This is a genomic window from Sphingobacterium psychroaquaticum (genome assembly GCF_900177625.1).
GTDB classification, from domain to species: domain Bacteria; phylum Bacteroidota; class Bacteroidia; order Sphingobacteriales; family Sphingobacteriaceae; genus Sphingobacterium; species Sphingobacterium psychroaquaticum.
Map to the genome: position 1 here is coordinate 68,489 of NZ_FXAU01000009.1, position 15,141 is coordinate 83,629.

At 44.4% G+C, this 15,141-nt stretch carries 11 protein-coding genes; 2 read left to right on the plus strand and 9 right to left on the minus strand.

Going from position 1 to position 15,141, the window contains the following annotated elements:
• Positions 1 to 696 precede the first annotated feature (696 nt).
• Positions 697 to 1,173, plus strand: coding sequence for a hypothetical protein (locus B9Y69_RS18535; protein WP_085474490.1), 477 nt, complete (start codon positions 697 to 699; stop codon positions 1,171 to 1,173).
• Positions 1,174 to 1,331: 158 nt separating this feature from the next.
• Here the strand turns inward: B9Y69_RS18535 and B9Y69_RS18540 are convergent, their stop codons facing one another.
• The 7 genes from B9Y69_RS18540 to B9Y69_RS18570 all read right to left on the minus strand — a co-directional run bounded on the left by B9Y69_RS18540 (position 1,332) and on the right by B9Y69_RS18570 (position 8,712).
• On the minus strand, positions 1,332 to 1,553 hold the full coding sequence (locus B9Y69_RS18540; RefSeq protein WP_085474491.1) for a heavy-metal-associated domain-containing protein: 222 nt from the start codon (positions 1,551 to 1,553) through the stop codon (positions 1,332 to 1,334).
• A 155-nt stretch (positions 1,554 to 1,708) separates the two neighbouring features.
• Positions 1,709 to 3,994 carry a heavy metal translocating P-type ATPase gene (locus B9Y69_RS18545; RefSeq protein WP_085474492.1) on the minus strand — a complete coding sequence of 762 codons (2,286 nt, stop codon included), beginning with the start codon at positions 3,992 to 3,994 and terminating at the stop codon, positions 1,709 to 1,711.
• Positions 3,995 to 4,121: 127 nt separating this feature from the next.
• Positions 4,122 to 4,637 (minus strand): GtrA family protein, encoded by a 516-nt coding sequence (locus B9Y69_RS19445; RefSeq protein ID WP_085474493.1) that lies wholly within the window; start codon positions 4,635 to 4,637, stop codon positions 4,122 to 4,124.
• A gap of 52 nt (positions 4,638 to 4,689) precedes the next feature.
• Positions 4,690 to 5,769, minus strand: coding sequence for a dipeptidase (locus tag B9Y69_RS18555; protein WP_085474494.1), 1,080 nt, complete (start codon positions 5,767 to 5,769; stop codon positions 4,690 to 4,692).
• A 4-nt stretch (positions 5,770 to 5,773) separates the two neighbouring features.
• On the minus strand, positions 5,774 to 6,880 hold the full coding sequence (locus B9Y69_RS18560) for a D-TA family PLP-dependent enzyme (protein ID WP_085474495.1): 1,107 nt from the start codon (positions 6,878 to 6,880) through the stop codon (positions 5,774 to 5,776).
• Between the two features lie 3 nt (positions 6,881 to 6,883).
• The gene (locus B9Y69_RS18565) at positions 6,884 to 7,357 is read right to left on the minus strand and encodes a RidA family protein (protein WP_085474496.1); all 474 of its coding nucleotides are present in this window, start codon (positions 7,355 to 7,357) and stop codon (positions 6,884 to 6,886) included.
• 26 nt (positions 7,358 to 7,383) lie between these two features.
• The gene (locus B9Y69_RS18570; RefSeq protein ID WP_085474497.1) at positions 7,384 to 8,712 is read right to left on the minus strand and encodes a gluconate:H+ symporter; all 1,329 of its coding nucleotides are present in this window, start codon (positions 8,710 to 8,712) and stop codon (positions 7,384 to 7,386) included.
• Between the two features lie 280 nt (positions 8,713 to 8,992).
• On the opposite strand from B9Y69_RS18570, the gene B9Y69_RS18575 reads away from it, so the two are divergent.
• Positions 8,993 to 10,471 carry a calcineurin-like phosphoesterase C-terminal domain-containing protein gene (locus B9Y69_RS18575; protein WP_085474498.1) on the plus strand — a complete coding sequence of 493 codons (1,479 nt, stop codon included), beginning with the start codon at positions 8,993 to 8,995 and terminating at the stop codon, positions 10,469 to 10,471.
• Between the two features lie 81 nt (positions 10,472 to 10,552).
• On the opposite strand, the gene B9Y69_RS18580 is transcribed toward B9Y69_RS18575, so the two are convergent.
• A complete protein-coding gene (locus B9Y69_RS18580) occupies positions 10,553 to 12,316 on the minus strand; it encodes a hypothetical protein (RefSeq protein ID WP_085474499.1) in 1,764 nt (587 codons plus the stop codon).
• Between the two features lie 3 nt (positions 12,317 to 12,319).
• Positions 12,320 to 15,139 carry a M16 family metallopeptidase gene (locus tag B9Y69_RS18585; RefSeq protein WP_085474500.1) on the minus strand — a complete coding sequence of 940 codons (2,820 nt, stop codon included), beginning with the start codon at positions 15,137 to 15,139 and terminating at the stop codon, positions 12,320 to 12,322.
• Positions 15,140 to 15,141: the final 2 nt, after the last annotated feature.

The window sequence follows — 15,141 nt, forward strand, 5'->3', positions numbered from 1 at the left end:
GTAACCAAAACTCGTCGCTAGGAATGTTTGCAAGGAGTAGCCTGTGCAGGGGCAAGTTGCTACAAGCTGCAAATATTCCTCAGGCGACATAGGGTGGTTAAGGAAGCTAGAAGCTATATAGGTAGTGGGTGGTTTGTAGTGAGTCGTTCATAGTTGGTAGCGAGTAGTTGATAGTTTGTAGTGGGTGATAAGTATCTAAAAGCGGATAAGCTCAACGTAACGATGAACATACTACGTCATCTCGACCTCAGGAGAGATCTACAGACGCGGCACGGCTACGTACCTCATGGACTTAAGTCAATGACTTTATGCTATGGCCTCTATGCCGGCCGGGCATGTTACTTTTTGCCGAAAAAGTAACCAAAACTCGTCGCTAGGAATATTTGCAAGGAGTAGCCTATGCAGGAGCAAGTTGCTACAAGCTGCAAATATTCCTCAGGCAACCTTGGGTGATTAAGGAAGCTAGAAGCGATATAGGTAGTGAGTGGTTCATAGTGGGTAGTTCATAGTTGGTAGATGGTCGTGCGTAGTTGGTCTTAGGGTAATTAAGGAGTTAAGAGGTCAAGTCCGTAGCGACTACCCCTCTCCATCATTGCGAGGAGCGCAACGACGTAGCAATCTCACCGTTAAACAAAAACCACCGTTGTATATTCCGGAAATAAAACCGTAAATTAGAACAACTTAACACCCCATGTTATGAAAAAGTTGTTTATTTCCATCCTTTCGTTATTTTTTGTCGTAAGCAGTTTTGCCCAAGAAGAAGTAGAAGCCACTTCGAGCGGCAGCTCCTGGATCTGGGGACCTTCGGTCGGATACCAATATCAACGTGGCAGTTTTGTTAAAATATCCGGCTGGGGTTTATTTGCACCCAACCTGAGTCAATATATGAAGATTGATGCTGGTGCGAACTTCACCTGGATGGGTAGCGGTACCACCGTCATTCCGGAGCTGGGATTTACCTACTACCTCAGTAACCGAGGAATTTGGCCTTTCATCAAAGCAGAAGCAACACCTTACACAATCACACCAAAAGTAGGTATTAGTCTATTGTCCTTCGTGGACATTGGTCTTGGCTATGGCATTGATATCAATCAGAAGAGTGGATTCAAAAAGCTAGACGGTTTTACCGGATCCATTAATCTTAACCTCCCACTAAACTTTTTCATTCGATAGGAAAAATCACCGCTATCCCCCTTATCGTTGCACCTATAAAAGCGTAAAATGATTTTACACACAGCTTTTCAGTAAAAAAGGTTGCAGTCTAAGACCACAACCTTCTGTTGAATATGACAACCTAAAATCCCCTAAAGGACAAATAAAAGCGACTTAAACTATTCTGTAATCGGTTCCGCTTTGAATCCCTTTTTCGTAATGATATCGACTACTGCCTCTTCCGTAAGTCCTGTCGCTGTAATCGTCAACACTTTATCTGCATTGGTTGTATCGACATCCCATTCGCAAATTCCGTCTATATTATCCAAGTCTCCCTGTACCTTAGACACACACCCACCACAATTAAGGTTTGTTTTAAACTGAAGTTTTTTATTTTCCATGATTTTATCCTTTTACTATTTATTTTATGTTACAAATATCCGTTGATTTTCAGTCAGGCTCTTTACAACTTTTATGGTTTAATTTATAATATTTACTGATTTCAACCTTCGTACTTGCTTCGGCACACCTTTATCTTAAACCGGATTCTTACACCCTATTTTTTCCATTTCAACCGCAGGCTATTACTCACCACGCTCACACTACTCAATGCCATTGCTGCTCCTGCAATCATAGGGTTTAAAAGAAAACCACTGATCGGATACAACACACCGGCCGCCACTGGAATACCGATTAAGTTATAGATAAAGGCCCAAAATAGATTTTGCTTAATAGTCGCTACCGTACGTTTCGATAGCCGGATAGCTTGTGGTATTTTAGTCAGGTCTGATGAAATAATAGTCATCTTAGCCACATCCATTGCGATATCACTGCCCCTCCCCATGGCAATACTCACATCAGCTGTCGCCAGCGCCGTACTATCGTTAATACCATCACCCACCATCGCCACTATTTTTCCTTGTCGCTGCAATTCCGTCACAAAATCAGCCTTATGTTGCGGCAATACCTCCGCTTTATAGTGTCTGATACCGGTCTGCTGTGCAATTGACTTTGCGGTCGACTCATTATCTCCCGTAAGCATATAAAGATCGATCCCCATGCCCTGCATTTCCTGGATTGCTTGAACAGAAGTAGCCTTGATCTTATCCGAAATAGCGATCACCGAAAGTGCTTGCTGCTGATCGGCGAACCATATAACTGTTTTAGACTGACTGCCCCACACCTGCGCGAAGCGCTCTAATTCGTCCGATATCGTAATATTATTCTCCTGCAAAAGCTTCCTATTGCCGACATAGTAAGTCGTCCCGTCAGAAGCCGCCTTTACCCCTTTACCCGTTATACTATCAAACATAGACAAGGTGGTCGGCGGCACACCATCCATATGTTTGACCACGGCCTCCGCCAAGGGATGTTCAGAAAGTTTTTCCATGCTGAACAAAATACTAGCCGACGTATTATCCTCGTTCAACCACTTCATATCCGACACTTGTGGCCTTCCTTCGGTAATTGTTCCCGTTTTATCCAGAACAACCACATTGACTTTCTTCGCTAATTCAAGACTTTCAGCATCTTTAATCAAAATCCCCTGTTCGGCCCCCTTCCCCACACCGACCATAATAGCCGTTGGAGTGGCCAAGCCAAGGGCACAAGGACAAGCGATCACCAAAACTGTCACCGCTGCGAGCAACCCTTGCACCAAGCCATTATTGCCACCAAAAATAGCCCACAACGCAAAGGTAATGATCGCAATACCGATCACCACGGGAACAAAAATACCGGCAATCTTATCCACCAATTTCTGTACCGGTGCTTTACTGCCTTGTGCATCTTGAACCATCTTAATAATCTGTGCCAGCATCGTTTCTTTCCCGACCTTGATGGCCTTAAATTGGAAGCTTCCCTTTTGATTGATTGTACCCGCAAATACTTTCTCGTTTTCCTGTTTTAGTACAGGCACAGGTTCACCACTTAGCATACTCTCATCCACATATGATGTTCCCGAAACGACCATACCGTCGACCGCAATTTTCTCCCCTGGTTTCACCAGGATGATATCCCCTGGGCTAACTTCTTCGATCGCTTTTTCATGCTCCAATCCATCCGACCCTACCACGATAACCGTTTTTGGCTGTAACCCCATCAGCTTTTTTATAGCTGTAGAGGTATTGCCTTTCGCTTTTTCTTCCAATAATTTACCCAGCAAGATAAATGCAATAATAACTGCAGCAGCTTCAAAATACACATGGGTATCTAAGCCACGATGACGCAAAAAATCAGTAAAAAGCATACTGAATACACTGAAAATATAAGCTATACCGGTACTCAGGGCGACCAGTGTATCCATGTTCGCCGATCGAAATTTAGCTTGCTTCCAGGCGTTGATAAAAAAATCTTTGCCCAACCAGAACACAACCGGCGTAGAGAAGGCCCACATTATCTCATTTCCGTAAGGCATATCCATAAAGAACATCCCAATAATAACCACCGGTAAGGATAGTATAATCGCCCAGATAGTCTTGCTTTTTAACGCCTGATATTTCTTTTCATGAATGGCTTCGAGGGTTTCTTGTTGCGTGCTTTCCTCTTCGATCAGGAGATCAAAACCAACAGATTGCACTGTTTTTTGTAGAATATATGGGTCTGTCACCGCAGGCGAAAACTCTACGGTGAGATTTCCTGTGGCAAAGTTTACTGCCGCCTGGAGAACACCAGGGGCTTGCGCGACAATACTTTCAGCACTCCCTGCGCAAGAGGCACAGGTCATCCCTAGTACAGGAAATGTCTTTTTGACCGACGTTGTGTCATGGTTGAAGTTACGAGGCTCACTTGCTGCATCTTCCAAGGAGATCTCAGCTATTTCTTTATTGTTATGGGTTGCCATTTTTCGATTGTTTTAAATTAACAATACAAAATTGGCTACAATATTTTGGTTGGTTGTTACGTAATTATGGAATTGATTTATAAGATTTACTGATCCATCCTATTTGAAACAACCAATAAATCGGTTTTCAACTATTAGATCGCCTAAAGGTAAAATACTTCTGCATCAAAAAACTATATATAGTTATTATTGCCGTACAAATAATTTGAGATGGAGTAGGATAGAAATGTAAAATCTCAACCAAAACCTTCAGCAACAAATAATTCATCACTAGCGAACCCATGTTCGACACAAAGTACCGCCATAATCGCTTACCTAAGTCATGGTTTCCGTTGGCATGGAACACCATGAAATAGTTGAAAAAAAATCCAGTAAAAAACGTAATGGCGAATGAAAATAGTAAGGAAAAAATGTGTGGACTGATGGTCACCAATCCAAGCACATTGATATTTTGTTTTTGTGTAATAAAATGAAAAGAAACAAAATATAACGCCCAACTTAACAGCACATTGAAACTACCCCAAAACAAATATTTGGATCGCTGGTCTCGTAGAATAACATATAATTTTTCCGGTAAAGGAACGAACTTACTGAACACAAAAAACTTTATTAGACTTAATTTCACAACGCCTTTCTTCGACATCGATAAAGATGCGAAAGTAGAGAAATATTATTAAAAGATTGCCCTCTGTCTCCTACAACGCCTTTCGCATAAATCGTAACCAGTTACCATGCGCAATTTGAGCAATATCGTTCTCACTATAGCCACGCGATCGTAGGATTGGAAACACCTTCTGTATATCCGCGATAGTTTCAAGATCATACGGACATTGCTCCCTACCGAAAGCACCATCCAGGTCACTTCCTACAGCTACGTGTGCGGTATTACCCGCAAGCTGGCATATATGATCGATATTATTTGCCATAATCTCCATATTACACTGCGTACCGAGTGGTGTAGATGTCCCACGGACCCAATTAGGCACCATCATCCAGGCATCCAGTGCCACCCCGATCACCGCATCTCGCTCAAGCAGTGCGCGGATCATGTCATCACTAAATTGACGGTTGTGATCCACAAAAGTCCGACAATTATTATGACTCGCCCACACCGGACCTTTGTATCGGCCGAGGGCATCCCAAAAAGCATCATCATTCAAATGCGTGGCATCAAGAATCATCTGAAGCCGATCCATCTCCGCCAAAAGCGCCACGCCATCGGCGTTCAACTTGCCACGCGCATCCGTACCATTGGCATAACGCCCCGGACCATAATGCGCCGGACCAATTGCCCGAAGGCCATCGTTATATGCTTTCTCGACATAGCTGATATTCACCATCGAATCGGCTCCTTCCAGGCTAAGGATAAAGCCAATTGGTTTATCATTATTATCAGTACCATCCGTCCACTGCGCCACATGCTGATCCAAATCCACCCGATTACGAATCATCCGCAATTGGCCATCCGCCTCCATGGCCTGGTACCAAGCAAGCTGCCCTTGCGTTTGCGCCCATGCCTGCTCTGGCGAAAGCCAACCCGGGAGCGTACTTCCCGGTTTTACATAACGGGCAATCTGCGTCGCCACCACCAAACCAATATTTCCACGTCGTAGCTCCCCAAAGGTCACCGTAGCAAGGCCACGATCCGGCTTATCACGCATCCCCTCTTCGCGCGCATTCAACTCCGAAATAGAAACCCGTAGATCCCTATTCCATTCCATGGCATTCATACTCAGATCAAGATGACCATCTATCAAAAAAGGTTGTTCATTCATGCGCTTAAAAATTTAGCATTCTATTTCTAGCCATCACCGGCCAGGTCGTTACTTGTTGTTCATCCTCGATCACCTGTACCCGATCATAAAGAGCAACCGTCGGGCAGATATGTGTAGGTACCGCATACAATGTCGTGCCAAGCGGGTATACCTGACTATCGTTGACCGTGAGCACCAGGTGTTCCTCACTCTGGAAAGCAGGAACTGCATCCGGTGCATTCAGCATTAGCACTCGTGGTAACGGGGGATCCGAAGCCACAGCTTTATAGCCTAGATCCACACACACATGCGTTTCATCGATTACCGAGATAACCCGTGTTAAAAGTACTGCAGCATAATCAAACTTCTGTTCTGCAATGCGTTGGCGATACCCCCAGTCCCAAAAAACAAAAGTCCCCGGGCTACAGATTACATGGTCTCGTTGCGCGTGGCTCGTAAAGGAAGGAGATCCGCCAATGACCAGTTTTAAAGGATATTCACATACGGGTTGAAGCAGGTTATAAGCTTCCAACAGCATCGCGTAGCTCGCATCCGATTCCATTTTACGAACAGCAGGATCCGCATCATGGATGTGCCCATCATACGCATGTAAACCTTCCAACCTGAGGTCGTCCTGCAACTGAAGCTCCTCCCACAGGCTCAAAACACGCTTAAGCGGTGCGCCCGTACGCCCCATCCCAACATCAAGATCCAAGTAGACCGACAATTTTTTATGTTTTATTTGAGCCGTTGCGCCCAATGCTTTAATCACATTCACATGATCCACCAGGCATGAAAAATGAGTCTCCGGATACGCGGCTATTAAGTCTACCCACCGTGCTACTTTAGGACCAACCGGTTGATAGGCCATCAACACATCGGGTGCACCACTTAACGCAAGCATTTCCGCTTCGGCAATGGTCGAACACTTAAATTGCTGAATACCTTCTGCCAGCATCATCTGTGATACCTCCAGCATCTTATGGGTCTTTACATGCGGACGAAGGCGAGCCGTATTCCCCGATACCATTTCCTTCAACAAGCGGATGTTCGCTCGCATACGTTCGGGATATACCAAAAGAGCCGGAGAATCTACGCGGGACACATCCGCTACCTTATACCAATCTGTCATCCGCTAGCCCTCGTGCAGTTCAAATAGTGCTTCTATTTCTACTGGAATATTGTCCGGTAAAGAGCCAAATCCGACAGCACTGCGTGTACCAATCCCATTTTCCTCTCCCCACACTGCTGCAAAAAGCTCACTACAGCCATTGATAATATAGGGATGCCGTTCAAAATCAGGACTACAGTTCACCATGCCCAATACTTTGATAACGCGTTTAATTTTATTCAAGGAACCCAGGTTGGTTTGGATGGTCGATAACATGGTCAACCCCACTTGTCTAGCCGATAGTTTGCCTGCCTCAGCATCCATATCCACACCAATTCGGCCAATAATTAAAGTCGCATCATCTTGAACAGGCCCATGTCCCGACAAGTACAAGTACTTCCCATCGATTACATAAGGCTTGTACACCCCTTTTGGAGCTGGAGCTGGCGGTAACGTTAATCCCAATTTCTCAAACTGTTCGTCTGCATTATACATCATCTTTATATTTTTTAAGTTAAATTCATTTACACTATCATGGACAAGAGCAGCACCGCCAATAGGCCTACAATAGAAACAAGTGCCTCCATCACGGACCATGACCGCAGCGTATCTTTCACGGTTAAGCCAAAATATTCTTTAAACATCCAGAAACCCGCATCGTTAACATGCGAAAACATCAGGCTCCCCGCACCAATTGCCAATACCATTAAATTCGGGTTTACCCCCGAAGATTGCATTAAAGGCAGCAACACGCTCGCTGCGGTCAGAGCGGCCACTGTTGCCGACCCCACACAACCTCGAATGATCGCTGTAATAGTCCACGCTAAAATCAGCGGGTGGATGGGTAAAGTCTGAAGGCTCTGTGCCAGTAAAACGCTTACCCCACTCTCTTCCATTACCTGCTTAAAGACACCCGACCCGGCAATGATCAACAAGATCATGGCAATATCTTTGACGGCCTCTGTATAGATTCCCATAATATTTTTCATGGAACGTCCGCGATAAATACCTAAGGAAAAGGTAGCATAGATAATGGCAATCAGCATCACGATAGCGGGTGAACCAAAGAAAGTAATAAGCTCGTGTGCGAATGCGTTGGATGTTGGAATAAGATAAGGAAGTATCGTCAGCAATACCAATAAAAATACAGGTAATAAAGCGGTAATAAAACTATTCCAGGCAGTCGGCCGACTATAGCTCTCGTATTGTGCATTATTTTCCTGTGGTTGAAACACCTCCGATTCACCGGTTTTTATCCGACCCAGCGTTTTTCCAAAAATAGGCCCTCCAATAATTATCGCAGGAATAGCCACGATAAGGCCGTAAATTAATGTCATCCCCATATCGGCACCAAAGAGCACCACTAGTGCAACAGGTGAAGGATGCGGTGGTATGAAACCGTGGGTAACAGACAACGCGGCCAGCATCGGTAAACCGATATAAACCGCGGATAGTTTATACTTGTAAACAATCGAAAAAATCAAAGGAACTAAGAGTACAAAACCAACGCCATAAAACAAAGGTATTCCCACCACAAATCCCGTAAAAGCCATCCCCCACTGGAGGTGCTTGACACCGAACAGCCGCACCATTACGGTTGCAATATTTTCCGCAGCGCCGCTCTCCGCGATAATCTTACCGAGCATTGCCCCCAGCACAATAATAAGCGTAAGCCCACCCATAATGGCCGCAATTCCTTTCTCGACGGTACCCGGTATTTTTATCAATGGAATGCCCAAAGCAACAGCTGTAAGCATAGACACGATGAGAAAAGAAAGAAAGGCATTGACCTTGAAATAGGTGATGCTCACAATGAGCAACAACAGGCTTAGGAGTACAATGATAAATACCATCAACGTTTATAATATAGGTTTAGCGATACAGCACTCTCCTCGTGAAAAACGCTGGTTACTTCCTCTAATATAGCAATATATAAGCGAACACAATATAATTATTAAAATAAATTCAAAATATGTCAGGGCCTCTCTCCTTGACCTGGCCCTCCCCAAAAAAACAGACCGGACGCACTCTTTTTTCACTTTTTATTCCGTACAAACAAGCATACTTTAGGTATCTTTGTTCCAAATTCGAAACACATTGTTTCGGGTTCTTTTACCTACACCTATTCTGCAAATGAAAAAAATAGTACCGCTCTTGTTCCTGGCTTTTTTTGGTCATACAAGACTTACGGCAACACCAGCCGAATCCCCCGTTAAGAAACACGTTATCATGGGAACCGTTTTTTTAGATGCCAACAAAAATGGTATACGCGAAAAATCAGAACGTACCTTAAAAAATATTTCTGTATCGAACGGCACCACGATTGTAACCTCCAACAAAAAGGGTGTATTTACCCTACACAGTTATACCGGACAAACCATATTCCCCATTCTCCCGACCGGTTATATATCGAGCCATTCCAGCAGTAAAATCGAGAACACAAAATTTCGATACATAGACCCGGCTCAAATGAATCCGGATACAATTATAGTGGACATTCCGCTTGTCAAGGAAGTACAGCCTTCCATCTTCCGAATTGGCGCCATCGGAGATGTCCAGGTTGATACAGAAGAAGAGCTGTCCTACGCCTCTAAAAGCATCTTTACAGAGTTAACGCAGCGTGAAGATCTACAATTCAACTTGATACTAGGTGATTTGGTCAACGACAAGATGCCGCTTATGCCTGCAGTACGTGCAGTAATGGATAAAACAAACGCTCGGTACTGGACGGTACTAGGTAACCATGACAGAAATAGCGAAAGCACTCACCTCAATGATGTTTTCACCCGTAACATGGGTGCCGACACCTACGCGTTTAACTACGGAGGGGTACATTTTATTGTCCTGAACAATGTCTTTGCGACAGGCAATAGGTCTTACGAAGGCCGAGTCACTGCTGATCAACTTACCTTTTTAGCCGCAGACCTCAAGCGTGTATCTAAGCATACCACGATCGTTCTGAGTCAACATATCCCTATGGCATTTACACACAACCAAAAGGAAGTCCTTGCCCTGTTGGAGGGGTATCAGAAGGTATTGATCCTAACCGGCCATACACATAACGTGAACCGCTACTTTTTTGACAACGAGCATATCCACGAACTGGGAGCTGGAGCAACCTGCGGCAACTGGTGGCGTGGCGAAAAAGACCGCGACGGTGTTCCCGATGCTTTAATGCAATGCGGTACACCTAGAGGCTATTTCACTATTGATTTCGACAAAAACGATTATCATATACGATTTAAAGGGGTTGGTCTTGATGCACAACATCAAATGCGATTGATGATGGATAGTACCCACTTAATTTTAAATGTTTTTGGTGGCAGCAAGTATACCGATGTACAAGTACAGATCGATTCCTCGGCATGGATGCCTATGCAGAAAACAAGCCGCGTAGATCCTTTAGTTGGGGACACCCGGAACAAAAACCAATCAAAAGTATATCCGACAGCAGGAAATACAAGAAATCCACTAGGGACTAAAGAGTCTAGCCATATCTGGCAAATGGAAACCCCGACAGCCTACAAATCAAAAATTTGTCGCATCCGAGTTCATGCTAAAGACCGTTTTGGCTTTGCTGCGGAACAGGAGTTTATGATGCATATGCCTTAGAACTTTAGGGCTATAGCATAAAACAAAAAGGAGGTGTACTAGACTTTAGTACACCTCCTTTTTTTTCACCATACTGTTTTGTTATGGAATATCGTAACGATATATCTTAACTTTACCATCAACTACTGTCGCTAAGAATGGAATGCCATCCTCTGCAATGCGCAGTGTCAGCTTATCACCATTTACGGTACTGATGGTTTTCGCTGGGGTCCAGTTTTGTGTCAGGGGATCAAATGTCGTTACCTTGATACCATTCGCATCACTATGTGCAAAATAGAGTATGCCGTTCGGGTGAATAGCCAAAGCGATATTATCACGCGTGGAATTACCCGACGCATTATGACTAATTTCTGAACCAATCTGTCTCCAGGTAGCACCGTCATATTTCATGACATAAGATTTTTTATCTGCGTTGGCCTGTGACTGGAATACCACGTATACCTCACCTGCTTCGGACGCCTCAACATCCATCAGGTTCGCGCCATATACCGTCGGACTTGGTGTTATCATCGCCGTTCCTACACGCTCCCACATCAAACTATTGTCGTTAAGACGATAGATCGTTGGTCTACGGGTTGTACTGATACCATCCATCACGGCATAATAAACCTTGTTGTCTCTTCCTTTACGTACGCGTGTGTAAAGCGTTGCTGGTGCGGCATCGATCATGCGCGTTGACCAAGCCCCGTTTGTAAAGAATGCAGATACCGTTGAACGGTTGGCAGCTCCAGCCTCTGCACGTGCAGCAGAATACCCCAAAACAGGTATATTGGATGCATTGGTTGCGATATGCAGATAATTCACCCGATGGACCGTTCCTTGTGGCTTATTCAGATACTTCCAACTATTATTTTCATATTTCTGGATCGAAGCATACTGTACCGAATCATTTTGCGTTTCATAATCCTTGTACGAAGCATAAATAATCCCATTATCATCGATAGCGATACCAGGAGCATCGGTACGTCCCGCCGAAATACCATCTTGTGTGCCCAATAATTTCCATGTTGCACCATCAAATTGTGCGGCTACGGCTTTACGTGTTTTATCGCCATCAGAGGCACTCCGCGTGAAAAGGATTGCAGGTTGATTCGTCAACGGATTCAGCGCCATACTAACTTCACCCACCGTAAAATCACCTACAGGGCCCAATGGCATTTCGAGCCATTCTGGTGCTGTTAACCGCCCCATTTTGACTACAAATTTTTCAGGTGTGATTGTTTCGGCATCCGTTACTTCATAAATCACTTCTTGGTTGAAATCGTTTGCTGATTTCTGGCTCGTCTGTACGGTACCATTCACCTTGACGACAGCATTCTCTGTCGTTTTGTATCGTGCGACCAGTTTTGTTACATCGGCATCAATGGGTAAATCCACCGCAATATGCAATCCATCAAATTTAGCAACGTAATCTCGGAACAAAACATTTTCATTGTCCGCTGCATAAAAACCGAAGGATACAATGGCCGCATTGCGCAATGCAATAACCTGTACAAAGCCCATATCATTAGGGCTGGCGATTCGATAATTGAGCGTATCGCTCATATTCACCACACTAACACCGCTTTCCTGTACTTTATTATCGAGATACACAATCGCTTGTTCACTACTGCTTTGGAAACTCGGTTTGGCTTGGTTAATGTTCACCGAGTTTGGTACACGTATATAGACGGTATTGCCATCCATCGTTCCATTAACGGGGGCGGCCAACCCTGGATGTGCAGTTGGCTCTAAACTATAACTGGTAAAGCGCACCTCACCATCATAGCCAATTTCATACTTTTTACACCCCAGGACACTGAGTGCAAGTACGGATAAGAGAAATAGATAGTTCCTTAATTTCATAATTTATTTCTTTGCTTCTGTTTGAATAGAATGAGGAACAAGAACCGCACGAACGGTTTTGCCCTCTAAAATTAACTGTTTCACGGCTTGACTAATGTCTTGTTCCTGAATCCCTTCCACCATTTCGGCGTAACGGGTAAAGTAAGACCAATCTTCATAACCGTTATAAAGATGATTGCGAAGTTCTGCGCTCCAAAAGGTTTCTTTATCCTTCTGTTTATCATAAGTCAGTATAAGTTGCTTTTTGATATTGTCCAACTCCGCTTTAAAATAACTTGGCTGGTTAGCGATCTGCTGAATTTCCTGCTCTACCTGCTGTACGAGAAAATCACTTCGTTGTGGGGAACAGGTAAAGCTGATCCGTGCACGAAACAAAGGTGAGGGAATCGCTGTCGAGCTAATATTCACCGAGACACCATATACACCAGAATGTTTCTCCCGCAGATTTTCACGGAGTTTAATTTTAAGTACTTCCTGCAACATCTCGTAAACGAGAATAGCGGGATACTGTTGTTGCATTTTGGTCTGCTGAAAAATAATATTTACCATCGCTTTGTCGGTATCGCCTCCTACCATCTGTATCGATGCATTCTCACCATCGGATAGTTTTTTTGGAGCAATATCCTGTGCCAATGGAGCCTGATCCGGGAGTCCCCCCAAGTAGTTTAAGACATACGGTGCAATACTATCAGGCTGAAAATCTCCGACGATGACAAAATCGAAACCAGCTGCGGATGCAAAACGTTTCTTAAACACGGGCAGCAAGTCATCGTATTGCAGCTCCTGCATCAGGCGGTTCTCATCAAAACTTTCTTCCTCACTATCGGCAGCAATCTTTTGAGCAATCCACTTATTGTATTCACCACTCGTGCTGTTATTTTGTTTCTTCAGATTAGCAAGTGCCTTTCTCTTTTGCATAGCAAAGACGTCACGATCCACACGTGGTTGTGTCCATTTCAGATACAAAAGCTCAAACATGGTCTTTAGATCCTTGGTATTCGCATTAGCGGCTACACCCTCGCGATATTTAGACCAAACTAACATAGCCGTTGCACTGTTTCCCGCCAGATATTTGGATAAAGCACGTCGTGAAAAGTCACCTGCTCCACTCGCCGCAATAATATCTTTACTGAATAACGCATTGATGTAATCGGCACTATCAAGCACACTAAATCCACCACGCCTAAACCCGGTTAACTGGACATGGTTTTTTCTATTGTTACTGGATTTGAGGTACACATTCGTTTGATTGGAAAGTGTCCACTGGTGCACGTCAATTTCCGGGATATATTTTTGCGCTACAATGTGCGCTGCTGTAGGCACATGAGACAACAAGTGTTCGGGCACATTAACCTCGTCTACCCATGGAGCAATATCCAACCGTGCTATACTATCAGACCAAGTCCTGAGCTGTTTTTCCGTAGGCAGGAGATTCTTTACACGATCCGGACCGGTCAACATCACCACCGTATTGCCCTTAACCGCCTGCGACTCTATATAATTACGGACAGCCGCCGAATCAATATTCTGCTGTAGTCGATACAACATATCGCTGCGTAGGTTGCGGTCCATTAAGATATTACCTTCATAAAAATCTTCTTTCATACCGTTTAGCACAGTAATCGGAGCCGAGCCATTGGAGTTGAGCTGATTTCGTCGATATTGCGCCACATACTCCTGCCGGTAATCCGAAATTTCTATCGCTGTAAACCCATGTTGGCGGATACGCGCTTGTTCATACAGGTATTCCTGGATTCCGGTATGTATTGCATCTTCGTATAAAGCAGCACCGCCAAGAGACACACCGATCTCAGGCATAAGGTTTGTACTGGTCATAGATCCAGATCGATATGTACTGTTTTGCTGTTGCAGTCGTTCAAATCTTTTCTTGGCCAGGCCATTCACAAAACTTTGCAGCAGTTGCTCATACAGCGCTGCTTCGCGATTAATACGCATGAGGGCAGGCGTCTTTGTAATGTAAGCAAAGTCAATATCATTTTCTTCTTTGTCCGTCGCAATGCTATATAGGGTATCCACGTGCGCCGGCAAGGTATAAACCTCCCGATTCGGTACATTCTTTCGTTGTTTTGCACGTCCAAACTGCTGCTTGATATATTTCTCAACCTGTCGAACGTCTTGATTAGATACCACAGCAATAGCCAACAAGTCAGGTCGATACCAATCTTGATAAAAACGTTTGATTACAGGATGTGCAAAGTTTTGGAGCACCTCCATTGTTCCGATCGGCTGACGCTGTGCATAGCGAGAATTATAAAAGACCAGCGGTAAATATTGTTCCGATAGCCGGGCCGCAGCGCCTTGCTTTGTCCGCCATTCTTCAATAATCACCCCGCGCTCCTTTTCGATCTCCAGACTATCAAAGCTCAGCTCAAAGGCCCAGTCTGCCACAATATCAATCGCTTTCTGCAATTGTTCGGGTTGCTCCGTATTGACATCAATCTTATATACGGTTTGATCATAGCTGGTATAGGCATTGAGGTCAGCACCGAACTTCACCCCCAAAGATTCTAAATAGGTGATCACCTCATTTTTAGGGTAATTTTTACTCCCATTGAATGCCATGTGCTCCACAAAGTGAGCCAATCCCCGCTGCGACTCTTCTTCTTGCAAGGACCCTGCCTTCACAAAAAGCTGAATAGCGCTTTGCTTTGTCCCGGACTCATTCGGGTATATATAATAGGTAAACCCATTTTTTAAACGTCCTTTCACCAGTTTCGGATCTTGTTTAAGCTGCTGCCCAAAAAGAACAGTGCTTTGAAACAAGCCTAATAGCAGTAAAAGGACGGTACGTGTATAACGCATAG